21 protein-coding genes and 1 pseudogene are annotated in these 24299 nt (G+C 70.5%); 18 read left to right on the top strand and 4 right to left on the bottom strand.

All coding sequences use genetic code 11. From position 1 onward, the window contains the following. The first annotated feature begins 146 nt into the window (after nucleotides 1–146). On the top strand, nucleotides 147–359 hold the full coding sequence (locus ACWEKR_RS32610) for a hypothetical protein (protein WP_452357761.1): 213 nt from the start codon (nucleotides 147–149) through the stop codon (nucleotides 357–359). A 59-nt stretch (nucleotides 360–418) separates the two neighbouring features. Here the strand turns inward: ACWEKR_RS32610 and ACWEKR_RS32605 are convergent, their stop codons facing one another. Next, nucleotides 419–973: a TetR/AcrR family transcriptional regulator gene (locus ACWEKR_RS32605; protein ID WP_452357760.1), complete on the bottom strand. Its 555-nt coding sequence runs from the start codon at nucleotides 971–973 to the stop codon at nucleotides 419–421. A gap of 121 nt (nucleotides 974–1094) precedes the next feature. Here ACWEKR_RS32605 and ACWEKR_RS32600 point away from each other — a divergent pair, with 121 nt between their 5' ends. The 6 genes from ACWEKR_RS32600 (at nucleotide 1095) to ACWEKR_RS32575 (ending at nucleotide 9345) form a co-directional block, all read left to right on the top strand. Continuing rightward, nucleotides 1095–2522, top strand: a complete 1428-nt coding sequence (locus ACWEKR_RS32600) for an MFS transporter (protein ID WP_452357759.1) — start codon at nucleotides 1095–1097, stop codon at nucleotides 2520–2522. A 439-nt stretch (nucleotides 2523–2961) separates the two neighbouring features. Further along, on the top strand, nucleotides 2962–4023 hold the full coding sequence (gene pheS, locus ACWEKR_RS32595; protein ID WP_452357758.1) for a phenylalanine--tRNA ligase subunit alpha: 1062 nt from the start codon (nucleotides 2962–2964) through the stop codon (nucleotides 4021–4023). 33 nt (nucleotides 4024–4056) lie between these two features. Then, nucleotides 4057–6564 (top strand): phenylalanine--tRNA ligase subunit beta, encoded by a 2508-nt coding sequence (pheT, locus tag ACWEKR_RS32590; protein ID WP_452357757.1) that lies wholly within the window; start codon nucleotides 4057–4059, stop codon nucleotides 6562–6564. Nucleotides 6565–6953: 389 nt separating this feature from the next. Further along, the gene (locus ACWEKR_RS32585) at nucleotides 6954–7721 is read left to right on the top strand and encodes an alpha/beta hydrolase (protein WP_452357756.1); all 768 of its coding nucleotides are present in this window, start codon (nucleotides 6954–6956) and stop codon (nucleotides 7719–7721) included. Nucleotides 7722–7760: 39 nt separating this feature from the next. Continuing rightward, entirely contained in the window at nucleotides 7761–8279 is a 519-nt protein-coding gene (locus tag ACWEKR_RS32580; RefSeq protein WP_452357755.1) for a PspA/IM30 family protein, read from the top strand. A 43-nt stretch (nucleotides 8280–8322) separates the two neighbouring features. After that, a complete protein-coding gene (locus ACWEKR_RS32575) occupies nucleotides 8323–9345 on the top strand; it encodes a hypothetical protein (protein ID WP_452357754.1) in 1023 nt (340 codons plus the stop codon). A 13-nt stretch (nucleotides 9346–9358) separates the two neighbouring features. Here ACWEKR_RS32575 and ACWEKR_RS32570 read toward each other — a convergent pair whose 3' ends face one another. Continuing rightward, the gene (locus ACWEKR_RS32570) at nucleotides 9359–9859 is read right to left on the bottom strand and encodes a DUF3558 domain-containing protein (RefSeq protein WP_452357753.1); all 501 of its coding nucleotides are present in this window, start codon (nucleotides 9857–9859) and stop codon (nucleotides 9359–9361) included. 267 nt (nucleotides 9860–10126) lie between these two features. Between ACWEKR_RS32570 and ACWEKR_RS32565 the strand changes: the two genes are divergently transcribed. The 9 genes from ACWEKR_RS32565 (at nucleotide 10127) to ACWEKR_RS32525 (ending at nucleotide 20931) form a co-directional block, all read left to right on the top strand. Beyond that, the gene (locus tag ACWEKR_RS32565) at nucleotides 10127–10729 is read left to right on the top strand and encodes a GTP-binding protein (RefSeq protein WP_452357752.1); all 603 of its coding nucleotides are present in this window, start codon (nucleotides 10127–10129) and stop codon (nucleotides 10727–10729) included. A gap of 405 nt (nucleotides 10730–11134) precedes the next feature. After that, nucleotides 11135–13501 (top strand): sensor histidine kinase, encoded by a 2367-nt coding sequence (locus ACWEKR_RS32560; RefSeq protein ID WP_452357751.1) that lies wholly within the window; start codon nucleotides 11135–11137, stop codon nucleotides 13499–13501. Beyond that, complete coding sequence (locus tag ACWEKR_RS32555; RefSeq protein WP_195087885.1) at nucleotides 13498–13926, top strand: roadblock/LC7 domain-containing protein; 429 nt, start codon at nucleotides 13498–13500, stop codon at nucleotides 13924–13926. The genes ACWEKR_RS32560 and ACWEKR_RS32555 overlap by 4 nt, the downstream gene beginning before the upstream one ends. Continuing rightward, nucleotides 13923–14267: a DUF742 domain-containing protein gene (locus tag ACWEKR_RS32550; RefSeq protein ID WP_452357750.1), complete on the top strand. Its 345-nt coding sequence runs from the start codon at nucleotides 13923–13925 to the stop codon at nucleotides 14265–14267. Before ACWEKR_RS32555 ends, ACWEKR_RS32550 begins: the two co-directional genes overlap by 4 nt. Nucleotides 14268–14283: 16 nt before the next feature. After that, nucleotides 14284–14853 carry a GTP-binding protein gene (locus tag ACWEKR_RS32545; protein WP_452357765.1) on the top strand — a complete coding sequence of 190 codons (570 nt, stop codon included), beginning with the start codon at nucleotides 14284–14286 and terminating at the stop codon, nucleotides 14851–14853. Nucleotides 14854–14962: 109 nt separating this feature from the next. Next, a complete protein-coding gene (locus tag ACWEKR_RS32540; RefSeq protein WP_452357749.1) occupies nucleotides 14963–15382 on the top strand; it encodes a VOC family protein in 420 nt (139 codons plus the stop codon). Nucleotides 15383–15445: 63 nt separating this feature from the next. Then, nucleotides 15446–18217 carry a phosphoenolpyruvate carboxylase gene (gene ppc / locus ACWEKR_RS32535; RefSeq protein ID WP_452357748.1) on the top strand — a complete coding sequence of 924 codons (2772 nt, stop codon included), beginning with the start codon at nucleotides 15446–15448 and terminating at the stop codon, nucleotides 18215–18217. Between the two features lie 41 nt (nucleotides 18218–18258). After that, entirely contained in the window at nucleotides 18259–19551 is a 1293-nt protein-coding gene (locus ACWEKR_RS32530) for an amino acid deaminase (protein WP_452357764.1), read from the top strand. A gap of 279 nt (nucleotides 19552–19830) precedes the next feature. Next, nucleotides 19831–20931 carry an FAD-dependent monooxygenase gene (locus tag ACWEKR_RS32525; RefSeq protein ID WP_452357747.1) on the top strand — a complete coding sequence of 367 codons (1101 nt, stop codon included), beginning with the start codon at nucleotides 19831–19833 and terminating at the stop codon, nucleotides 20929–20931. Between the two features lie 12 nt (nucleotides 20932–20943). On the opposite strand, the gene ACWEKR_RS32520 is transcribed toward ACWEKR_RS32525, so the two are convergent. After that, nucleotides 20944–21912 carry a helix-turn-helix transcriptional regulator gene (locus ACWEKR_RS32520; RefSeq protein ID WP_452357746.1) on the bottom strand — a complete coding sequence of 323 codons (969 nt, stop codon included), beginning with the start codon at nucleotides 21910–21912 and terminating at the stop codon, nucleotides 20944–20946. A 53-nt stretch (nucleotides 21913–21965) separates the two neighbouring features. On the opposite strand from ACWEKR_RS32520, the pseudogene ACWEKR_RS32515 reads away from it, so the two are divergent. Beyond that, nucleotides 21966–22250: pseudogene (locus ACWEKR_RS32515) on the top strand (epoxide hydrolase N-terminal domain-containing protein); the annotation flags it as partial. Nucleotides 22251–22682: 432 nt separating this feature from the next. Here ACWEKR_RS32515 and ACWEKR_RS32510 read toward each other — a convergent pair. Beyond that, the gene (locus ACWEKR_RS32510) at nucleotides 22683–23654 is read right to left on the bottom strand and encodes a helix-turn-helix transcriptional regulator (RefSeq protein ID WP_452357745.1); all 972 of its coding nucleotides are present in this window, start codon (nucleotides 23652–23654) and stop codon (nucleotides 22683–22685) included. Between the two features lie 64 nt (nucleotides 23655–23718). On the opposite strand from ACWEKR_RS32510, the gene ACWEKR_RS32505 reads away from it, so the two are divergent. Then, the gene (locus ACWEKR_RS32505; protein WP_195087914.1) at nucleotides 23719–24210 is read left to right on the top strand and encodes a pyridoxamine 5'-phosphate oxidase family protein; all 492 of its coding nucleotides are present in this window, start codon (nucleotides 23719–23721) and stop codon (nucleotides 24208–24210) included. Nucleotides 24211–24299: the final 89 nt, after the last annotated feature.

The following is a 24299-nucleotide window of genomic DNA, read 5'->3' as shown; positions in this document are numbered from 1 at the left end:
GCGCGACCGCCGCTTGCTCCTTCGTCGCGGACGCGGCGGCCGCGCACACGCGAGCCGGGCCGCGAACGGTGGATGCTCGGTCTCGCTTCGCTCGAAAGACGTAGTCGAGGTGTGCCGGGCGCGTGGGGAGGCCGGCTTGGAACGCGGTGCTGGACCAATTCGATCTGATCCGTGGGGATCCGAGTCTCATTCCCGAGGCCGTCGCAGAGATCCGGCGATACACGACGGTTGTGAACTACTTCATCCGCACGGCGGTCGCCGATACGGTGCTCGGAGATGTGCCGCCGGTGACTGCTGGTGCCAGCGGGTTGATTCTCCAGCGTATGCGGCAATGCCTGTTCGCGGCGCTCCTGTGGTGACCGCTCGCCGTCAGTGGCGTCGCCTTCGGGTGGTGCCGCTCATGACGTGGCCGAGGTCGTCAGTCGCCTCGGGCGATCAGGTCCTCCATGATCTCCGTCGCCCAGGCGGCGGGCACCGCGTCGGGGCCCGCTACCCGCATCGCGCTCATCACGGTGAGCAGCATCCCGGTGGCGAGGAAGCGCCGCGCCTCGGTTTCCGACGCGCCCGTCAGGTCCCGGATCAGGTGGTGGATGCCGCCGAATCGGCTCCGGACCTCGTCGCCGATCTCCGGATCCGCGCTGGCCGCGAATCCGTGCAGCAGCAGTTGGAGCAGTTCGCGTTCGGCGAGGAAGAGGTGGTAGCCGTTGCCGAGGGCGGCCATCGCCGCCTCCGGGTCCGCATCGGGCGCCGCCTCGGTCCGCGCGGTCCGGAAGATCTCCTCGATCCGGTCGCATACGCGGTGCAGGGCCGCGCGGAACAGGTTCTGCTTGGTGCCGAACAGCCGGATGACGTATGGCTGTGACACGCCGGAGCGCCGGGCGATCTCGTCGGTGCGGGTAGCGGCGTAACCGGATTCGGCGAACGCTGATACCGCCGCGCGCAGCACCTGCTCCCCCCGTTCAGAGGCCGTCATCCTCGTTCGCGTCGCCATCGTGCTCCGTTTCCGCTGGTAATAGACCTGCCCTTGACATGTTATCAGTCAATGCATACCTTTCTCCAGATAAGTTATCAGTCGATTACAACAAGGACTGGACATGACCGAGACCCTCCCCATCGCCGCGCCGCCCGTCGGCGCGCCCGTGGCCACGATCGGCGGCCGCAGGCTCGCCGTCGTGCTGGCCGCGGTCGGCATCCCGATGTTCATGGTCACGCTGGACAACCTGGTCGTGACCAACGCGCTTCCGGTGATCCGCACCGAGCTGGGCGCCTCGCTGGCCGACCTGCAATGGTTCGTCAACGCCTACACGCTGTCGTTCGCCTCCCTGCTGCTCACCGCGTCCGCCCTCGGTGACCGGCTCGGCAGGCGCCGCGTCTTCCTGGCCGGTATCGCGCTGTTCACGCTGGCGTCGGCGGCCTGCGCGCTGGCGACCAGCCCGGGCATGCTCATCGCGGCGCGGGCGGTGCAGGGTTTCGGCGCGGCGGGAGTGATGCCCCTGTCGCTGACCCTGTTGTCGGCGGCCGTGCCGGAGAAGATGCGCAACGCGGCCATCGGCATCTGGGGCGGCATCGCCGGGCTCGGCGTCGCGCTCGGGCCGCTCGTCGGCGGCGCGGTGGTCGACGGGTTGAGCTGGCAGTGGATCTTCTGGCTGAACGTGCCCATCGGGGTGGTGGTCCTGCCGTTCGCGGCGCGGGTGCTCGCCGAATCGCACGGCCGTGGCCGCCGCCTCGATCCGGTCGGCCTGCTGCTGTCGGCGGGCGGCGTGCTCGCGATCGTGTGGGGCGTCATCCACGGCGCCGACGACGGCTGGACCACGGCGAGCGTGCTGTCCGCACTGATCGGCGGCGGCGTGCTGCTGGCCTGCCTGCTGGTCTGGGAACAGCGCGTACCCGAGCCGATGCTGCCGCTGCGGTTGTTCCGCTCCCGGGCCTTCAGCATGAGCAACGTGGTCGGCTTCGCCTTCTCGGTCGGCGTGTTCGGCTCGATCTTCCTGCTCGCCCAGTACTTCCAGGTGGTGCAGGGCTACAGCCCGCTGGAATCGGGCGTGCGCACCATGCCGTGGACCATGGCGCCGATGGTGGTCGCACCGATCGCGGGCCTGCTGGTCGACCGGATCGGCGCGCGCACCTTGATCACCACCGGGCAGGTACTGCTGGCCGTCGCCCTGGCCTGGATGGCCGCGATCACCACGGTCGACATCGGTTACGGCTCGTACGTCGCGCCCTTCCTGCTGGCGGGTGTGGGCATGGGGCTGACCTTCGCACCCGCGTCGACCATCGTGATGGCCAGCGCGGCTCCCGAGGACCAGGCGATGGCCTCGGGCACCAACAACACCGTTCGGGAGGTGGGTGTCGCGATGGGCGTCGCGGTGCTGGCGTCGGTGTTCGCCTCCTCGGGCTCCTATCTGGATCCGCAGAGTTTCGTGGACGGTCTCGTGCCCGCGGTCTGGGTGGGGGCGGCGATCGTCGGGGCGGGGGCGCTGACCTCGCTGCTGCTGCCGCGGCGGGTGAGCGCGGCGAATTGAGTCCGAACCGTGCGTCCCTGTCCGTGCTGTGCGCGGACAGGGTTCGTCGTCTGCCCGGACTCCGGCCCGCCGGTCAGCGACCGCGCCACAGTCGTCCCGCGCGCGTGACCGCCATGCGCGCAAGACCTGACGTGCCCCGCTTCGCAGCTCGGAACGGATGACCATGCGTGCGTCGTACGCTGCGCGGCCGCGGTTGTGCTCGTCGTGTCGAACGAAGCCCTGCGGGAGTGGTCAGGCGCATTATTCGGTGCGCCTGGGCAAGTGCGGCGACCAACACCGGGGCTGCGCCGTGTCGGGGTAATCCACGTGAAGTGCCTGCGGCCGATCCAATAGTGTGTAGTCGACGCAATAGTGTTTTGTGAACGCCAGCCGTTCACCAGCAGCAGTGCGGGCAGGCGATCAGCTGTGCCCGCGAACCGAAGGGGAGAGACGGAGCATCGTGGCCGACGACATCGACGCAGGCGAGCAGAACGCAGCGCTGACCGAGGAGGCGCTGGCCGCGGCCGCGGCGGCCGCCGAGAAGGCGTTCGCCGCTGCCGCCGACCTGGATGCGCTCGCGGTCGCGAAAACCGAGCACCTCGGCGGCAAGGCGCCGCTGGCTCTGGCGCAGCGGGCGCTGGGCAGCCTGCCCAAGTCGGAGAAGGCCGACGCGGGCAAGCGCGTCAACGTCGCCAGGACCCGGGTCTCGGAGGCGTTCGAGGCCCGCCGTGCCACGTTGCTGGCCGAACGCGACGCCGCGGTGCTGGTCGCCGAGACCATCGACGTGACGCTGCCCGCCACCCGCGCCGCCGTCGGCGCCCGCCACCCGGTCACCGTCATCTCCGAGCAGGTCGCCGACGTCTTCGTCGCGATGGGCTGGGAAGTCGCCGAAGGTCCCGAGGTGGAGACCGAGCACTTCAACTTCGACGCGCTGAACTTCCTGCCCGACCATCCGGCCCGCACCATGCAGGACACCTTCCACATCGCGCCGGAAGGGTCGCGCCAGGTGCTGCGTACGCACACCTCTCCGGTGCAGGTGCGCTCGATGCTGGAACGGGACTTGCCGATCTACGTGGTCTGCCCGGGTCGCACCTTCCGCACCGACGAGCTGGACGCCACGCATACGCCGGTGTTCTCGCAGGTCGAGGGTCTGGCGGTGGACAAGGGCCTGACCATGGCGCATCTGCGCGGCACGCTGGACGCGTTCGCCAGGGCGCTGTTCGGCCCGGAGACCCGGACGCGCATGCGCCCCAACTACTTCCCGTTCACCGAGCCCTCCGCCGAGGTCGACGTGTGGTTCCCGGACAAGAAGGGCGGTCCCGGCTGGGTCGAATGGGGCGGCTGCGGCATGGTGAACCCGAAGGTGCTGATCGCCAGCGGCATCGATCCCGAGGTGTACAGCGGGTTCGCGTTCGGCATGGGCCTGGAGCGGACGCTGCAGTTCCGCAACGGCATCCCGGACATGCGCGACATCGTCGAGGGCGACGTGCGTTTCACGCTGCCCTTCGGTATCCGGTCCTGACCCCACCCTTCGATCGAGAGAGCGAAACGTCACGTGCGAGTAGCGCAGTCCTGGCTGACCGATATCATCCAGCGCACCAACCCGGAGTGGTCGGTGACGCCGGAGGAGCTCGACGCGGGGTTCGTCCGGGTCGGGCTGGAAGTCGAAGAGGTCGACGAGCTCCGGCGGGTCGCGGGCCCGGAGGGCGGCGAGCCGCCGCTGGTGGTCGGCCGGGTCGCCGAGATCACCGAACTCACCGAGTTCAAGAAGCCGATCCGCTTCTGCAAGGTGGACATCGGCAAGCCCGAGCTGCAGGAGATCATCTGCGGCGCCCGGAACTTCCGAGTCGGTGACCTGGTGGTGGTGGTGCTGCCCGGCGGCGTGCTGCCCGGCGGGTTCGAGATCACCTCGCGCAAGACCTACGGCCACGTCTCCAACGGGATGATCTGCTCGGTCGCCGAACTCGGCATCGGCAAGGACCATTCCGGCATCCTGGTGCTGGAGCCGGGCACCGCCGAGCCGGGCGTCGACGCCAACGCGCTGCTCGGCCTGGACGACACGGTCATCGAGCTGAACATCACGCCCGATCGGGGCTACTGCTTCTCGGTGCGCGGCCTGGCCCGCGAACTGGCCTGCGGTTTCGATCTCGAATACGCCGACCCGGCGGTGCGGACCCTGCCCGACCACGAGCAGGAAGCCTGGTCGATCCGGGTCGAGCCGGATTCGAAGTGCACCCGTTTCGCGGCGCGCCGGGTCACCGGCATCGACCCGAACGCGGTCAGCCCGTGGTGGTTGCAGCGCAGGCTGCTGTTGTCGGGCGTGCGCCCGATCTCGCCCGCGGTGGACGTCACCAACTACGTGATGCTCGAGCTGGGGCAGCCGCTGCACGCCTTCGACGCGGCCAGGGTTGCGGGCGGCCTGGTGGTCCGCGCCGCGAACGCGGGCGAGACGCTGCGCACGCTGGACGACGTGGAGCGCACGCTGGACGCCGAGGACGTGGTGATCGCCGACGATTCCGGCGTCATCTCGCTGGCCGGTGTGATGGGCGGGGCGAGCACCGAGGTCGGCGCGGACAGCACCGATATCCTGCTCGAGGCGGCCACCTGGAACCCGCTGCTGATCTACCGCACCGCGCGCAGGCACAAGCTGGTGTCCGAGGCCGGTAAGCGGTACGAGCGGGTCGTCGATCCGGAGATCAACGTCGCCGCACTCGACCGGGCGGCCACGCTGCTGGCCGAGATCGCCGGAGGCACCGTCGAACCCGTGCTGACCGACGTCCGGGCCCCGCTTCCGGCGCCCGAGCCCATCCGGATCGACATAGATCTGGCCGACCGCGTCGCGGGGGTCACGTACCCGACCGGAACCTCGGCGCGGCGCTTGGCCCAGATCGGCTGCACCGTCGAGGTCGGCGTCAGCGAGGCCGGGCACGGTCAGCTGGTGGTGACCCCGCCGAGCTGGCGGCCGGATCTGGCTCAGCCCGCCGACCTGGTGGAAGAGGTGCTGCGGCTGGAGGGTCTCGAGCAGATCCCGTCCGTGCTGCCCGCGGCTCCGGCCGGGCGGGGACTCACGGCCACCCAGCGCCGTCGCCGCGCCGTCAGCCGCGCGCTGGCGTTCGCGGGCGCCGTGGAGGTCCCGCCGCCGGTGTTCCTGCCCGCCGGGGTGTTCGACACCTGGGGTCTGGATGCCGACGACCCGCGCCGCGCCACCACGAAGGTGCTCAATCCGCTGGACGTGGAGCGCGCCGAGCTGGCCACCACCCTGCTGCCCGGTTTGCTCGAGGTGGCCGCCCGCAATATCTCGCGGGGCGCGCGTGATCTGGCGATCTACGGCATCGCGCAGGTCGTGCTGCCCGGGGCGAGGACCAGGGCGATCGATCCGCTGGCGGTGGACCGTCGCCCCACCGACGAGGAGATCGCCGAACTGCTGGACTCGCTGCCCGAACAGCCGGTGCACGTGGCCGCCGTCCTGACCGGCCGCCGCGAGCCGCGGGGGCCGTGGGGGCCGGGCCGTCCGGTCGAAGCCGCCGACGCGTTCGCTCTCGCCGACGCCGTCGCGGACGCGGCCGGTGTGACCATCGAGCGCCGTGCGGCGGCGCACCTGCCCTGGCACCCCGGCCGCTGCGCCGAACTCGTCGTGGACGGCACGGTCGTCGGCTACGCGGGCGAACTGCACCCCGCCGTGCTGGAACGCTCCGGTCTGCCGCCGCGCACCTGCGCCGTCGAACTCGACCTGGACGCGTTGCCGCTGCGGGAAGCCCGGCCGGTTCCGACGGTGTCGCCGTTCCCGGCGGTGCTCCAGGACGTCTCGGTGAGCGTCGAGAAGACGGTTCCCGCGGCGTCGGTGCAGGCCGCGCTGCGCAACGGTGGCGGCGAACTGCTGGAGGACATCGCCCTGTTCGACGTGTACGAGGGTGCTCAGGCGGGGGAGGGACGCAAGTCGCTCACCTATGCCCTCCGTTTCCGCGCCGCCGACCGGACCCTCACCGAGGACGAGGCCAGTGCGGCGCGCGACGCGGCCGTCGCGGCGGCGGCCGACGCCGTTGGCGCGGTGCTGCGCGGCTGACCTCGGGTTCTCATGGCAACAGAGGCCGTGCGGTTGAGGGCGTACGGCTTCGGTATCACCCGCCCGCCGTCTTCCGGCGCTCGTTGTAGGCCGCTCGAGGTGGAGCAGGGTGTCCGCCGGGGTCGCGGCCGGGTTGCCCGAGCGGCTGAGGCGGTGGGCGGCCTGCCGTGCCGGCTCACTCTTTCGCCGATGTCGGAAGCATCCGGCCGTTGCCCGGTATCGAACCGTCGCCGGTCGGCAGCGTCTCGTAAGGCGCGACGATCGGCCGCTACCAGCCGCTCTGCCGGTGTCGCCGTCGCCTCGGCCATCGAGATCAAAGCGTGGTGAGCCGCCGGTGTCACGGCACCCGCCCGGCGCGGCCTCGCCTGTCCAGGAGTAAGAACGGGGGCATGCGACATCCGGCCCGTCCGATCCTCAACGCGCTGACCTACCTGCCGGAACGGACGCTGCTGCAGACCCCGGCGCTGCTCGGCATGGCGTACACCGACCTGTCCCTGCGCACCTCGGACGGGGAAACGGTGCACGCCTGGTGGATGCCCGCCGCGCATTCGGTCGGGCACGTCCTGTTCGCGCACGGCAACGCGGGCAATATCGGTGACCGGGTGCCGATCTTCGCGTTGCTCACCGAGGCCGGTTTCGACGTGCTGGCCTTCGACTATCGCGGATACGGCCGCAGCACCGGCAGACCGACCGAACACGGCACCTACCTGGACGCGCATGCCGCGCGGCGTGCGTTGCTCGCGCAGCCGGGTGTCGATCCGAACCGGGTGCTGTACCTGGGCAAATCCCTCGGGGGCGGTGTCGTGCTGGAGCTGGCGCAGCACCATCCGCCCGCCGGGGTGATGCTGATGTCCACCTTCAGCGGCCTGCGTGATGCGGCTCGGTCGGTGTATCCGTTCCTGCCCGCCCCGCTGGTGCCGAACGCCTATCCGAACGAACGTCGCATCCGCGCGCTGCGCGCCCCGGTGCTGATCATGCACGGCGACCAGGACGAACTACTTCCGCTGCGGCACGCGCACCGGCTGTACGCCGCCGCGCCGGAGCCGAAACGACTCGTCGTCTTCCCCGGGGCCGGGCACAACGATCTGATCGTCGTGGGCGGCTCGGCCTGGTACGACCTGGTGCGTGACTGGGGAGGTGCGCTCGTGCGGTCCTGAACGACGTGCGGTGCGTCCGCGCCTGCGTAGCCTGGCGGTATGAGCGACAACAGCGAAATCGTGACCCGGTTGGCGGGGCTGTCGGACGCGGAACTCGCCGGGGTGCTGCTGGTCGCCACGGCGGGGCGTCCCGGGTTCGCCGCGGTCCATGCGGCGCTGACCGGGCTGTTGGAGACCGATGACGTGTGGGCCGCCGGTGATGTGACTCCCGCCACCCCTGTCGACGCGGCCATGCCTCCGCGCCCGGCTCCGGAGGTATCCGGCCAGGTAGGCGGCGGTTCTGCGGTACCGGCGGTACCGGCGCCGCCGCCTGGTATCACCGGGGACGCCGCGAGCGGCGGATATTCGGCTTCCGGTGTTCCTACTTTCGAGTCAGTTCGCGATAAGGTCGAGCAGCGCTACGGCACCGCGCAGGGGATGGGCGAACTCGATCGGCAGACTCCAGCGGGCCGCAGCGTGGACGAGCAATGGCAGGCACGCGAGAAGGCCGCGCGGGAGCGCCTGGATCGGATCCGGAAATCGTTGCACGGCAACGACATCGATCCGCACCAGCCGTGAGCCCGGCCGGGCGGGCCGGACGAACAGTGATGGGTGGAATTCGATGAGCGAGCCGCGTGAGATCGCCGAACGGCTACTGGACGCCCAGGTGGAATTCCTGCTCGCGGAGGTGACCGGCGAGCGTTTCGCGGAGGTGATCGCGCGCGACACCGAGGCGGTCCTCGGAGTCGCCGACACGCTCGTCTTCCGGGATGTCGTGGAGCTCGAGCAGGCCAAGCAGACCGTCCGCACCCTCGTCGAACTGATCGGCGGCAGTCCGGTGTTCGCCGACATGGTCGGCGTGTTCGCCGACTCCATCTATGACCACATCGCCGCCAACGACGACTACACCCTCGGTGAGGTGGTCGAACGCGAACCGGTCGAGGCGCTGCTGGAGAAGATCTTCGGCATGCACCAGGCGCAGGAGCGCATCCTGGACCGGCTCACCGAGAGCCCGCTGGTGGCCACCGTCGCGTCGAAGTTCGTGGACAAGCTGATCAACGACTTCATGCAAGCCAACCGGGAGCGCGCCGAGAAGATCCCGGGCGTCTCCTCGCTGATGTCACTGGGCCAGTCGGCGGCCAATCGCGCCAAGAAGGTCGCCGCCGACAGCACCTTCGTCGGCGATCTGGCGGGCAAAGGCGCGCTGTTCGCGCTCAAACGCACCAACAACGCCATCCGCGAGATGCTGCGCGACGCGCCGGTACACGCCGCCGCGATGGAGTTCTGGGACCTGCACGCCGACGAACCGGTCAGCGGCCTGCGCGAATACCTCAGCCGGAAGGACCTCAACGAGCTGGTGCTGCTGTGCTACGAGATCGCCGTCACCACCCGCGAGAAGGACTACTTCGGCCTGCTCCTGGACGAGTGCGTGGAGGTGTTCTTCACCAAGTACGGGGATTACACCTTGGCGGCCATGCTGCCCGAACTCGGCCTCACCGGTGACGACATCATGCGGGAGATCCTCCGGTACGGACCGGCGGTCATCGAGGGCGCGAAGCGCGAAGGAGTGCTCGCCGGGCTGATCCGCGAGCGCCTCGCCCCCTTCTACACCTCCGACAAGGTGCTCGACATCCTCGGCGGCTGAGGCCGGGGGTCTTTCATCTCGGCAGGGTGGGCACGATCGCTTCGCCGACGGTCGCGAGGCGTTCGCAGGGGTTCTGATCGGTGGTCTTGTTGACCAGCGTCAGTTGCAGCAGGCCCTGGCGAGCGGGGAAGAGCGCATCGCACATCTGGTCCTTGGCGGCGTCGTCGACGCGGAATTGGCGTCCGGTGCGCCCACCGATCGTGACGTCCTGGAAGTCGACATTGCCCGGCTTGCGCTCGAACTCGGCCACGGACATGCCATTGGAGAACACGCCGAGGGTGAAGTCAGCGCCCTTCCAGCCGCAGATCTCCCAGCCCGGCTGCTTCACCCCGCCGACACCGACCTGCTTGCTCGCCGGATCGAGGCCCGCGCTCGTCAGCGCGGTGTCGGGGATGCCGGTGCAGGGATCGAACAGCTGGGTGGCGGTGCTCGCGGCCTGCGTGGTGGTGGTCGCCGGTGCCCCGCCGGACTCGTCGCCGCAGGCGGCCGCTCCGAGCACAAGTGCTATTGCCAAGGGAACCAACGTAATTCGGTGCGCCATCCAGCCCTCTTGCCCTCCGGTGTGTCGCGCCGGACTGTATCAGAGTCGCACCGCGAGGTTTCGCGGCGGGCGAGGACGGGTACCACGTTTCTCGTGCGGCTGTGCCGGCAGCCGCATTTCCATCGCCGAAATCGGTACCGCGCTGGAAGTCCCGATCGGGGTCGGCAAGCCGTCGTCCGCGACCGGGCCGCCCGACACGTGATGTGCGCGTCACCGTTGCCATCGAGAGGATCAGCGCCATTGTCCTGGCACTGCGACACGCGAAAGCAGACCATGCCGTCCTCGGTGAAGATCGTGGTGAGCGGCGGACTCGGCGCCGGGAAGACGACGTTCGTCGGGGCCGTCTCCGAGATCGGCCCGCTGGTGACCCAGGCGGAGACGGCCGAGCCGATCGTCGTCCTGGACGACCCGCAGCGGCGGGCGGACTGGAAGCCGACCACCGTCCCCGTCGACGTGGGGCGGATCGACCTGGACAGCTCCCTGCTGCTGTACCTGTTCGGCGCCCCCGGTGCGGACGACCTCGCCTGGCTGTGGGACGACTTGGCCGAGGGCGCGCTCGGCGCGGTGATCGTGGTGGACACCAGTCGCGTCCACGACGGCCACGCCGCGCTGGACTATTGCGCGCGACACGGCACGCCCTTCGTCGTCGCGGTCAACCACGCCCGCGGCAGCGCCCGTGCCGACATCGGGGAGGTGCGTGCGGCGCTCGCGCTCGCGGACTGGATCCCCGTGCTGGAATGCGATGCAAGCCGGCGCGACTCGGTCAAAGACGTATTGGTCGCACTGCTCGAACAGGTGCTGTCGCACCGGGCGGATCACTTTGTCGCCAGAAGCGCGGGTTGAGCGTGGCGCTCCGGCACCGGTCGTGACGAGGGTCTCGTGACTGTGCGCTGTGCCTGTCCGCTGTAGCGGACTCGCGGCGGTCGAAGGCGGATGCGAGCCAACGGGTCTCGGCGTCCGCTCGCGCGTGCGCGCGGATGTCGGTTTGTCGTACTCGTAACTCCTCGTTGCCAGTGTGTTTAGAAGTCCGCACACTGTCCGATTTGTCCGATTTTCGCGTTGACGGCGGGGTGGCCCTGTGACAGTTTGCCCTTGATTTCCGTGTGCTCGCTGTGGAGCAGGCGCGGCGGCTGATCGGAGGAGCAGAGGGTGGTGCCGTCACCTGGACGACCGGAGAATTCCGGGGGCGCAACGGTTGTCCCGCTCCGCGCTCCCGATGGTGAACGCCGAACGCCGGGCAGCGGCATCGTGCGTCCGCGGACCATTCGCGGGCAGCTGGCTCGCATCCTCGTCGTCTCGCTCGTTCTGGTGCTCGCCCTTCTGGGCGCGATGGTCGCCCGCGAGATAGATGCGTATCGCAAGAGCCGGGACACGGTGGGCGCGGTCTCGCTGGCGCTGGCCGTGCAGGATCTGGTGCACGAGACGCAGCGCGAGCGCGGCCTGACCAATGGCTTGCTCGGTGGCGACCAGCGCTTGCGGCAGCCGGTCGACGACCAGCGCGACGCGGTCGACCGCGCCCTGCGCATGTTGCGGGAGGCTTCGGCGGACGGCCCGCCCGGCGCGGAGCGGGTGCGTGCGGCGGCCCGGCCGTTCACCGACCTGGACGTGACCCGGTCGGGGATCGATGCCCAGCGCACATCCCGGCAGGCGGCGTTCCAGTTCTACACCGACGCCATCGATGGACTGAACGGTCTGACCCTCGGTCTCGACCAGGCCGCCGACCCGGCGGTCCGGCACGGGCTGCAAGCGCTGCACGCGCTGGGCGAGGCGAAGGAGCAGACGGCCCGGGAACGCGGCTTCCTGAACGGCGTCTTCGCCTCGGCTGCCTTCGGGCCGGGCGAGTACGTGCAGTTCCTCGACATCCGGGCGGCCAAGCTGGCCGGTCTGGCCGCGTTCGCCCGCGACGCGACCTCGGCCCAGCAGGCGCGTCTGGACGCCGTGCTGGACGGTGCGGACGCGGTCGCGGCTGCCGAGTCGGAGAACATCGCGATCGCCTCCAGCGCCGGACCGCTGGCCCGCCCGGTCGATCCGATCACCTGGTGGGCCCGGATGACCGCGGTCATCGACGAGCAGCGCACGGTGCAGCAGGCGGTCGGCGACGACGTCCGGCAGCGGGCGGAGACGCTGCGCCGCAACGCCGCCCTGATCCTCGGCGCGTTCGTGCTGGCCGCGCTGGCGGCGATCGCGGTAGAAGTGGCGCTGGTCGTCGCCGCGGTGCGCGCGATCGTCCGGCCGCTGGCCACGCTGGCGGCGGACGCCGACGACGTGGCAGGCCGACGACTGCCCGAGGTGATCTCCGCCTGGCGCACCGGTGCCGACACCCGGCCGCCGGACCCGCCGGCCCCGGTGCGAGCGCCACCGGGCGCGGGCGTCGAGATCGCCGCCGTGGCTCGAGCGCTGGATCGCGTGCAGTCCACCGCGTTCGACCTCGCGTCGGAGCAGGCGCTGGTGCGCCGCAACACCACCGAGTCGATGGTCAGCCTGGCCCGCCGTAGCCAGAACCTCGTGCGTCGCCAGCTCGGCCTGATCAGCGAATTCGAGCGCGAAGAGCTCGATCCCAAGGCGCTGTCGAATCTGTTCGACCTCGACCATCTCGCCACCAGGATGCGCCGCAACGCCGAGAGCTTGCTCGTGCTGGTCGGCGAGGCCAGTCCGCGCAGCTGGGCCGAACCGATCCCGCTCAGCGACGTGATTCGCGCCGGCTTGTCCGAGGTCGACGACTACCGCAGGGTGGTGCTGCGCCGGATGGACGATGTCCTGGTCGCGGGTGCCGCGGCGAGCGAACTGGCGCACATGCTCGCCGAGCTGATCGAGAACGGGCTGGCGTTCTCCCCGCCGGATCTCGAGGTGGAGATCTACGGGCGTGCCGGACCGAACGGATACCTGCTCGCAGTGGTCGATCACGGTGTCGGCATGCCCCCGGGTCACTTGGCGCAGGCCAACGCGCGACTGCGCGGCGAGCAGGATTTCATCGTCGCGCCGACCCGAAATCTCGGTCACTACGTGGTCGGCAGGCTCGCCGAGCGGCTCGGCATCGTGGTCGAGTTGAGCGTCTCGCCGGTGAGCGGCATCGTCGCGCGCCTGACGCTGCCGCCGGGGATGCTCGAGACGGAGCAGCAACAGCGCGGCGACCCGCGTGAGCCCGCGCCCCGCTCCGCCAGGCAGAGCGATCCCAGTTCGCCGAAGGCGCGCCCCACCGCGACTGCCGGGGTTCACACAGCGGTTCAGGCGGGGTCTTCGGCCCGCACCCAGATCGGTGCCGCACGATCCGAGCCGGCGGCAAGCCTCGGCGCAGCCGAAACAACCCGCGCCGCAATGCGATCCGATGCGGACGAAAACCCCGTGCGGCGCACCGAGAACGGCCTGGTCAAACGCAACAAGAAGGCTCGCGGCGCCAGTTCGGGCGTTCGTCCCGGCCCGGCAGTCCGGCCGGAGCCCGCCCCCGCGGTCGAGCGCTCACCCGAGCAGATCCGCGGCATGCTGTCGGCCTTCCGATCGGGCCATCAGCGTGGTGCGCCCCCACGGCACGCCGCCGAACGTGACCACCGCGTCCCCGTGGCCGACGCGGCGCACGAACTCCAACCCGCAGCGACCATGACAGAGGAGATCCGGTGACCACCCCCATATCGAGCGCCGACCAGCACACGTTCGACTGGCTGCTGGCCAACTTCGTTCGCGACACCGACGGTGTGCGCGAGGCGGTCGCGGTCTCCTCGGACGGCCTGCTCATCGCCATGTCCGACGGCTTGGACCGCGCCTCCGCCGACCGGCTCGCCGCCATGGTGTCCGGGCTGGTCGGGCTCGCCAGAAGCGCGTCGCGCAGTTATTCCTTCGACGGGCTGAAGTTGATCATGATCGAAATGAAACGCGGATTCCTGCTGGTGTCCGCCATGGGCGGCGGCAGCTGTCTCGGCGTGATCGCCGACAGCGGCTGCGATGTCGGACTGGTCGGCTACGAGATGGCGGTGCTCGCCGACCGTGCGGGTGCGTTGCTGGACCCCGCGCTCATCGCCGAACTGCGCCAGTCGCTGCCGCGATGAGACACGAAGCGGCTCGGGGCGACGACCGTTTCGTGCGCCCCTTCGTGGTCACCGCCGGACGCACCACACCGCTGTTGGACGGACTGCGCGTCGAGACGTTGGTGCGGGCCGAACCCGCCGCGCTGTCCGCACCGCTGCGCTTCGAGCAACGCACCCTCGTGCGGTTGTGTCAGCGGCCGCATTCCATCGCCGAGATCGGCACCGCGCTCGGCGTCCCGATCGGGGTCGCCAAGGTCGTCGTCAGCGACCTGGCCGCCACCGGACACGTGACCGTGCGCGCCGCCGATCAGCTCACCGCCGCCGCCATCGAGAGGATCAGGGACCTTGTCCGGGCACTTTGACACACGCACGCCTGCCATGCCGTCGTCGGTGAAAATCGTGGTCAGTGGCGGATTCGGCGTCGGGAAGACGACGTTCATCGGGGCTATCTCGGAAATCGAGCCCCTCGTGACCGAGGCGGCGATGACCGAGGTGGCGGTCGGCGTGGACGACGCGGGACACGGGGCGGACAAGACGCAGACCACCGTCGCACTCGACTTCGGGCGCATCACCCTGGACAGTGCACTGCTGCTGTACCTGTTCGGCACGCCGGGCCAGGACCGTTTCGTCTTCCTGTGGGACGACCTGGTCGACGGGGCGCTCGGTGCGGTGATCGTGGTGGACACCAGCCGCGTCGACGACTGCTATCCGGTGCTGGACTACTTCGAGGCGCGCGGCACGCCCTTCGTCGTGGCGGTCAACCGCTTCGACGGCGGCACCCGCTTCGATCTCGACGAGGTCCGTGAGGCACTCGAGCTCGAGACGTGGATCCCGGTGCTGGAATGCGATGCCAGGCGACGTGATTCGGTGAAGCAGGTGCTGGTGTCACTGCTCGAACAGGTCCTGTTGCACCGTGCGGATCACCTCACCGCCCGAGACGCGGGCTGAAATCGGGTCGATCGGCCGGCGGAAACAGTGCGCCGCGCCGCCGATGAATTCGCCGCGCGTGCGTCGTCTGTACTGTTGCCCCACCCTGACGACCACAAGGAGCAGCAGCATGAGCAACGGCGCAGATCTCGCCCTCACCCACATCGGCGTCCTGGTCGCCGACCAGGACAAGGCCCTGGAGTTCTACCGCAACGTGATCGGCCTCGAGGTGCGGGCCGACCTGCCGTTCGCCGGTGGGCGCTGGCTGACCGTCGGCCCGGCGAAGCAGCCGGGCATCGAGTTCATCCTGGAGACGCCGGAGATGGTGCCGGACGAGGCGGCCGGTGCGGCGGCGCGGGCGCGGCTGGCCAACGGCGCGCAGGGCACGCTGATCTTCATCACCGACGACGTGGACGCCACCTTCGCCCGGCTGCGCGACGCCGGTGTCGAGGTGACGCAGGAACCGATCTCCCAGCCGTACGGCGTGCGCGACTGCGGCTTCCGCGACCCGTGGGGCAATCACCTGCGCTTCTCCCAGCTTCCCGGCTGAGCCGGTCGCGGCCGGTGCGGGCCGCGTCGCATACCCCGGCGGCCCGCGCAATACTGTCTGATCATGGGCGAATCGATGAGCGAGACCGAACAGGACGCCATCCGGCCGCTGCGCGACGACATCCGGTTTCTCGGCGGCGTGCTCGGTGACACCATTCGCGACCACGAGGGACCGGAGGTCTTCGACCTCATCGAGCGGGTACGTATCGAAGCGTTCCGGGTGCGCCGCGAGGAGGTCGAGCGCAGCGCCGTCGCGGAGATGCTGGACGGTGTGGACATCGCGGTGGCCCTGCCGCTCATCCGCGCGTTCAGCTACTTCGTGCTGCTGGCGAATCTGGCCGAGGACATCCAACGCGATCGCCGCCGCGCGGCGCACGAGGCGGCGGGCGAACCGCCGCAGGACTCGTCGCTGGCGGCCACCTACCGCAAGCTGGACGCGGCGGCGCTGGACGGGACGCGGGTCGCCGATCTGCTGGCCGACGCGCTGGTGTCGCCGGTGATCACCGCGCACCCGACGGAGACGCGCAGGCGCACCGTCTTCGACGCGCAAGCGCGGATCACCGAATTGATGCGCCTGCGTCAGCGCTACGCCGAGAACGAGCGCGAGCGGGCGGACCTGGAACTGCGGATCCGCCGCCAAGTACTGAGTCTCTGGCGAACCGCGCTGATCCGCCTGGCGCGCCTACGGATCCAGGACGAGATCTCGGTGGGTCTGCGCTACTACGACCTCACCCTGTTCGACGTGATCCCGGCGATCAACGCCGAAGTGCGCGCCGCGCTGCGCTCGCGCTGGCCGGGCGTGGAGCTGCTGCCGCGCCCGATGCTGCGTCCCGGCTCGTGGATCGGCGGCGATCGCGACGGAAATCCCAACGTCACCGCCGAGGTCGTGCGTCAGGCCGCCTACCGCGCGGCGGGCGTCGCGTTCGAGCGTTACCTGCGCGAGCTGGTGGAACTGGAGAAGACGCTGTCGCTGTCGGCTCGGCTGGTCGCCGTGACGCCCGAGGTCGCCGCGCTCGCCGAGACCGGATATCCCGATCCGGCCGCGCACGCCGACGAACCGTATCGCCGTGCGCTGCATCATGTCCGGGCCCGGCTGACCGCCACCGCGTCGGCCGCGCTCGGCGAGATTCCGCCGAACGGACTGGACGCCGGAGCACGGCCCTACCCGAGCCCGCAGGCGGTGCTGGACGACCTGGACGCGATAGACGCCTCCCTGCGGCGCAGCGGCGACGGCTTGCTGGCCGACGATCGCCTGGCCGCGCTGCGCCACGCCCTGGAGACCTTCGGCTTCCACCTGCAGAGTCTGGACATGCGGCAGAACTCCGAGGTGCACGAGCAGGTCGTCGCCGAACTGCTGGCCTGGGCCGGCGTGCACCCGGACTACGCGAGCCTGCCGGAGTCGCGCCGGGTGGAACTGCTCGCGGCCGAGCTGCGCACCCGCCGCCCGCTGCTCGGCCCGCACGCACGGCTGAGCGAACTGGCCGGCAAGGAACTCGACATCGTCCGCGCCGCACGCGAGGTGGTGGACACGCTCGGCGCGGCGGCGGTGCCGACCTACATCATCAGCATGTGCACGTCGGTCAGCGACCTGCTCGAAGCCGCCCTGCTCTTGAAGGAAGGCGGACTGCTCGACCCGGGGGAGCCGGACGGGCCCCCGAGCTGCCCGGTGGGCATCGTCCCGCTGTTCGAGACCATCGAGGATCTCGGCGCCGGAGCGGCGACGTTGTCCGCGGCGCTGGAGGTGGGTGTCTATCACGACCTGGTGGCCGCGCAGGGCATGCGCCAAGAGGTGATGCTCGGCTATTCCGACTCCAACAAGGACGGCGGGTACCTGGCGGCGAACTGGGCGTTGTACCGGGCCGAACTGGATCTCGTCGAGGTCGCTCGCAAGACCGGCATCCGGCTGCGGCTGTTCCACGGCCGCGGCGGCACGGTCGGCCGCGGCGGCGGACGCAGCTACGACGCGATCCTCGCGCAGCCTGCCGGGGCGGTGCGCGGCTCGTTGCGGCTCACCGAGCAGGGGGAGGTGATCGCCGCGAAATACGCCGAACCCGGCACGGCGCACCGCAATCTGGAGTCACTGATCGCGGGCACCCTGGAGTCGACCTTGCTGGACGTGGAGGGACTCGGCGCCGACGCCGAGCCGTCCTACGGCATCATGGACGACCTGGCTGCCCGTGCCCGCGCCGCGTACGCGCGGCTGGTGCACGAGACCCCCGGTTTCGTCGAGTATTTCCGGCAGTCCACGCCGGTCGCCGAGGTGGGCGACCTGAACATCGGCAGCAGGCCCGCCTCGCGCAAGCCGACGAACACGGTGGCGGACCTGCGCGCCATCCCGTGGGTGATGTCGTGGAGTCAGGCGCGGGTGATGCTGCCGGGCTGGTACGGCACCGGAACGGCGCTCGAGGAGTGGATCGGCGGCGACCCGGAGCGCCTGGCCACCCTGGCGGATCTGTACCGGCGCTGGCCCTTCTTCCGCACGGTGTTGTCCAACTTGGCGCAGGTGATGGCCAAGAGCGATCTGGACATCGCCGCCCGCTACGCCGAACTCGTGGACGACGTGGCGTTGCGCGAGCAGATCTTCGGCATGATCCGCGACGAGCACGCCCGGACGGTGCGCATGCACGCCGCGATCACCGGAAACGATCATCTGCTGGCGGACAATCCGTCGCTGGCCGAGTCCATCCACAACCGTTTCCCCTACCTGGAGCCGCTGAACCAGATGCAGGTGGAGCTGCTGCGCCGCCTGCGCGCCGGGGACGACTCCGAACTGGTCAAGCGCGGCATCTTGCTGACCATGAACGGCTTGGCCACCGCCCTGCGTAACTCGGGTTAGCCGTCGAACGGCCCGGGCCGGGAGGAAGGAAGGTCGTGTCGATCGACGAAGCAGCCGTGGCGGCGCTCGCGGACCGCCGGATCGGTCCCGAACACAAGGGCATGTCACCCGCGTTCTGGGGGCGGAGCGTGCGGGAACTGCGCGGTGCCGCACCGGCCCTCGACGAGCTGGAGACGCCGGTGCTCACCGTCGACCGCGCGGCGCTGACGGCGAACATCGCGGTCATGGCCGAGTGGGTGCGCGCGGCCGGGGTGCGCTTGGCGCCGCACGGCAAGACCACGATGGCGCCACAGGTGTGGGCCGAGCAGCTGGCCGCGGGCTCGTGGGGCATCACTCTGGCGACCATCTGGCAGACGCAGGTGGCGCGGTCCTTCGGCGTCGCGCGGGTATTGCTGGCCAACGCGCTGGTCGATCCGGTCGGATTGCGCTGGGTGGCGCGGGAATCGGCGCGTGACCCGTCGTTCGAGTTCCTCTGCTGGGCCGACAGTGTCGAAACGGTCGCGCTGATGGACGCGCATCTGCGCAGCGTCCCGGACGCGAAGCCGATCCGGGTACTGGTGGAACTCGGTGGCCCGCACGGCAGAACCGGCGCGCGCACGGTGGAACAGGCGCATGCCGTGGCGGCGGCGCTCGACGCGGCGGCGCGGTTGACGCTCGCCGGGGTCGGCGGCTACGAGGGGGCGCTCGCCCACGACCGCACGGCGACCGGTGTCCGCGCGGTGCGCGATTACCTCGGCGAACTCGCCCGCCTGCACCGGGAACTGCTGGCGGCGGGGCGATACCGCGGTGCGGCCGTCGTCACCGCCGGTGGCAGCGCCTATCCGGAACTGGCGCTGGAGTACCTCGCCCCGTTGTCCGACGAACAGGGACGGCGGGGCGTCGCGACGACGGTCGTGCTGCGCTCGGGCGCTTATGTCATCCACGACGACGGCTTCTACGCGAGCATGTCGCCGCTGTCGGCTCCCGAGTGCGCGCGGCCGCTGCGCTCGGCGATGCACGGTTGGGCCCGCGCGCTCTCGCGCCCGGAACCCGGGCTCGCGTTGCTGGATGCCGGTAGACGCGATCTGCCGTTCGACGAGGGACTCCCGATTCCGCAGCGCGTCGCGGGACCGCACGGCGGCGCGCTGGACCCGGACGCGACGGTCACCGCGCTGAACGACCAGCACGCTTTCCTCCGGTTGCCCGACGACGCCGAGTTGCCCCTCGGCTCGGTCGTACGGCTCGGTCTCTCGCATCCGTGCACCGCCTTCGACAAATGGCGGCTGATCCCGGTGATCGATGACGCCGACGCCCCGACGCCTCGGGTGGTGGATCTGTTGCACACGTTCTTCTGACACGGCCGCCTTCGAAAACCGGCATGCGCGTCATCGCGCCCATGGCGATGCGCAGGTGTCTACCTGGGCCTGCAGATCTTCTGCGTTCGATCGTTCAGCGGGTAGTGCTACTGGTGGTCCGGCCGGGAGGACGTGACCGGGGCGGCACCCTCGGCGGATCGGTGAGTATCTCCCCGTTGCGGCGGTAGTGATCCGCGTTACGGGGACGTTTTCGTTTACTACGTTTGTAGTATCGTGCAGGGTAACCGCTCGTCGAGCGGTCCGGAGAGAGGGGTAGCGATGCCCGAGGCGCTCATCGTGGGCGGTGGCATCGGTGGGTTGGCGACCGCGGTGGCCTTCCTGCGGCGGGGCTGGCGCGTCGAAGTGCTCGAGCGCGCTGCCGAGTTCACCGAAGTCGGCGCGGGGCTGTCCCTGTGGCCGAACGCCCTGCGCGCGCTCGACGCACTCGACCTGGGAGACGACGTGCGCGCCCGAGCCGTCGAGCAGGGCGCCGCGGGCATCCGCGACCGTGCGGGACGGTGGCTGACCAGGATGGACACCGAAGCGATCCGGGCACGGTACGGCAGCCCGATCATGCTGCACCGCGCCGATCTGCTGCACATCCTGCGCTCCGCGATCCCGGCGGCGGCGTTGCGCACCGGTATCACCGTGTCCGAGGCCGGGACGGACGGCACGGTGGTGCATTCGGCCGGGACGTCCGGCGCAGACGTCGTCGTCGGCGCCGACGGCATCCGCAGCGTGGTACGCCGTGCCGTCTGCGGCGAGATACGACCGCGTTACGGCGGCTACATCGCGTGGCGCGTCGTGGTCACACCGCATCAGCCGGTGACCGAGATGGGTGAAAGCTGGGGCCGCGGCGAGCGTTTCGGCTACGTTCCGCTCGCCGACGGCCGGGTCTACTGCTTCGCCACCGCGAACATGCCCGCGGGAACGGCGGGCGGCGGACTCGCCGAGTTGCGCAGCCGATTCGGCGGCTGGCACGAGCCGATTCCCGCCCTGCTCGCCGCGGCCGGGGACGCCGAGGTGCTGCGGCACGATCTCTACGACCTGCCGCCACTGAAAACCTATGTGGCAGGCCGGACAGCGCTCGTGGGTGACGCGGCGCACGCGATGATGCCGACTCTCGGGCAAGGCGCCTGCCAGGCGCTGGAGGACGCCGTGGTGCTGGCCGAGGTGGCCGCGCGCGGCGGTGACCTGAGCGGCTACGACCGGGAACGGGGGCCGCGCACCCGGATGATCGCCGCCCGCTCGCGCCGGCTCGGCGCGCTGGGGCAACTGTCGTTCCCGCCCGTGGTCGCGATCCGCGACGCCGTGGTGCGAGCGGTCCCCGACGCGATGCAAGTCCGATCGATGGCCGACGTCCTGGACTGGCGCTGCTAGCCGACGGCGTATTCACGGCGCGGGGAAGGCGCGCACGGCCCGCTCGCAGCGGGCGGCCTGGGCACGGAGGGCGTCGGCGAGTTCCGGTGGACCCGTGAGCAAGGTGAAGTCCAGATCGACCGAGGTGATCATCCACACCAGCTGCTCGGGCGAGTCGCTGCCCACGTGCAGGCGGCAGCTGTGCTCGTCGACCGCTTCCAGGACGCCCATCCCGGGCCACACCCGGTCGGCGGCGTCGTCGGCCGAGTGGTGCAACAGCACCGTCGCCTGCTGTGGCCAGGCGTGCGCCGACAGCCGCATCGAAAGATATGCCGCGACATCGCCTTCCGGCGGTTCGCGGGGGGTGAAGCGTGGTCCGGTCGGGATTCGGGGGGTGACCCGGTCCACCCGGAAGGTGCGCCAGTCGGCGCGATCCACGTCCCATGCCACCAGATACCAGTGCCTGCTGAAGTGCACGAGGGTGTGCGGCTCCACGGTGCGCAGGCCGAGCGCGCCGCCGTGCGCGCGATAGTCGAACCGCAGGCGTTCGTGGCGCTGGCACGCCTCGGCGATGGCCACGAGCGTGTCCGGACGAACCTGCGGCACCGGCGCGCCGACCCGTAAGGTGGCGCCGCGCAGGGTGCGCACCCGATGCCGCAAGCGGGGTGGCAACACCTGCTCCAGCTTGGTCAGCGCGCGCAGCGACGCCTCTTCGAGTCCAGTCGCGGCGCCGCCGGAGGCGCCGCGCAACCCGACCGCCACCGCGACCGCTTCCTCGTCGTCGAGCAACAGCGGCGGCAGCGCGGCTCCCGCGCCGAGGCGATACCCCGCCGCGCCCCGGGTGGCGTGCACCGGGTAACCGAGTTCGCGCAGCCGATCGACATCACGGCGGACCGTACGGCCGGTGACGCCGAGCCGCGCGGCCAGTTCGGGCCCCGTCCAGTCGGGGCGGGTCTGCAGCAGAGTCAGCAATTCCAGCAGGCGGGCCGACGTTTCCAGCATGCCGCCAGCATGCCGGAAAGTTAGGAAAGATCCCGTCCTGAGCGCTTCCCGCGGTGGCGGGCACGACTACCGCATCCGACATCCGCCCGTTCCGCATCGCCATTCCGCAGGAAAAGATCGACGATCTGCGCCGCCGCCTCGCCGCCACGGTGTGGCCGAGCGACCTGCCCCGCGTCGGGTGGGAGAAGGACATGCGCGTGTCCTACCTGCGGCCGCCGGCCGCATACCGGCGTACCGAATTCGACTGGCGCGCGGTGGAAGCGAAGCTCGATGAGCTGCCGCAGTTCGTCACCGCGATCGACGGGCGGCACGTGCACTTCCTGCGCGTCCGCTCACCGGAGCCGGATGCTCTTCCGCTGGTGCTCGGGCAGGGCCGGCCCGCGTCGTTCGCCGAGTTCCTGGAGGTGCTCGGGCCGCTCAGCGATCCGCGGGCGCACGGGGGCGATCCGGCCGACGCCTTCCACCTCGTCGTGCCCTCCCCGCCGGGGTTCGCGTTCTCCGACGTATCCCGGAACCGGGTGCGGGTTCGACCGAGCGGTTCGCGGACGTGGTCGCGGCACTCATGGCGCGCCTGGGCTACGACCGCTACGGCGTACGGGCGCGGCGACGCGGGGTACAAACTCGCCGAGGACGCGCACCACATCGTCCGATGGACCGAGGACGACCGCGGCGAGCACTTCGCGGCGATGGAGGCGCCGGATCTGTTGATCGCGGAGGTGCGGGAGTTCTTCCGCGCATTGCGCCGAGAAGGTGTGCCTGCCTGCTGTGGCCTAGTTTCCGGAGTAACGCGCGTGCATGGCGGCGGCGGTCGCCGCGAGTCGCGCGCGCAGGTGCGGCGGTTCCAGCACTTCGACGTGCTCGCCAAGCGGCAACAGGCCGTGGGCCAGCACCTCGTAGGACTCCGACGGCACCACCACCTCCACCCATCCCTCGGCGTCGGGCGGTCCGGCGGAGGCCAGCGCCTCCGCGACCGCCGCCGGCTCGTTCGTCAGCCGCAGCAAGCGCAGATGGGTGGCGGCGATCCGGCAGCGCGCCCGCACACGCAGCATGGATCGCGCGAACTCGTCGGCGGCCTCGGCCCAGTGCGCCCGCAGGTCGAAATCCGCTGGGCGGAGGAATGTTTCGCCGGTCGGTTCGGCCGCGACGAGACGACCCACCCGGTACGAGCGCGGGGTGGATCCGCTGCGGGCCACGAGGTACCAGGTTCCCGCCTTGAGCACCAGGCCGAGCGGGTCGAGCAGGCGCTCGACCACCTTGTCCTTGCGGCCGTAGCGCACGCGCAACCGACGGTCGTGCCAGAGCGCGTCGGCGATCGTCGCGAGTGTCGGCGTCTCGTCCGGCCTGTGGAACCAGCCCGGGGCGTCGACGTACACCCGCTCGGCGATGCGCGTCGCCCGCCCGCGCAGTTCCGGCGGCAGCGCGGCGAGCACCTTCAGCTGCGCGGTGGCCAGCACGGTGCCGAGTCCGAGATCGGCGGCGGCGCCGGGCAGGCCGCTCAGCAGCACCGCGTCGGCCTCGTCGGTGGTGAGGCCGGTGAGCCTGGTGCGATAGCCGTCCACCAGCCGCACGCCACCGGCCCGGCCCGGCTCGCTGTAGATCGGGACGCCGGCCGCCGACAGAGCCTCGATGTCGCGGTAGACGGTGCGCACCGACACCTCCAGTTCCCGGGCCAGCTCGGGTGCGGTGAGCCTGCCCCGGGTCTGCAGGAGCAGCAGCAGTTGCACCAATCGACCAGCCCGCATAGACCGCGACACTAGCCGCAAACCTTGACACAGGAAGACAGGTTTTCGCCGTACCGTCCTCGGCATGACCACTTGGAGTCGATTCGCCGACGAAGCACCGCACATCGCCGAGGTCTTCCTGCGCAGGCATCGCGCGGCGGGCAATCTCTGCATGCTCGGCACGATCCGGTCCGACGGATCCCCGCGCATCAGTCCGATCGAGCCGCGGATCTTCGAGGAGTCGCTCGTGATCGCGGGAATGCCGGGCACGACCAAGTTCCGCGATCTCGCCCGGGACCCGCGCTTCTGCCTGCACACGGCCACCGTCGACACGAACGTCTCCGACGGCGACGCCAAACTCTTCGGCGCCGTCGTCGACAATCCCGACCGGGACCTGCACGCCCGCTTCGCCCAGCACCTGTTCGACGCGACCGGGTTCGACATCCGGGGCCGGGAGTTCGACCACTTCTACGTCGCCGATCTCACCGGGGCCTCGACGGTGGAAGTCGCCGGCGACCACCTCGACATCACCATCTGGAAGCCGGGCGCGGGCGAGCGCGTCGTGCGCAAGCACTGAGCCGCCGCCACTCACGCCCGTGCCGTCGACCGGAAGGCGACGGGCTCGGGACCGGGAGACCGCGGCGGCGCAGGTCTTCCAGGAAACGG

This window comes from Nocardia sp. NPDC004573, from assembly GCF_053602135.1.
The sequence above is the reverse complement of the archived record's forward strand: the minus strand, read 5'-3'. Positions and strand labels throughout refer to the sequence as shown.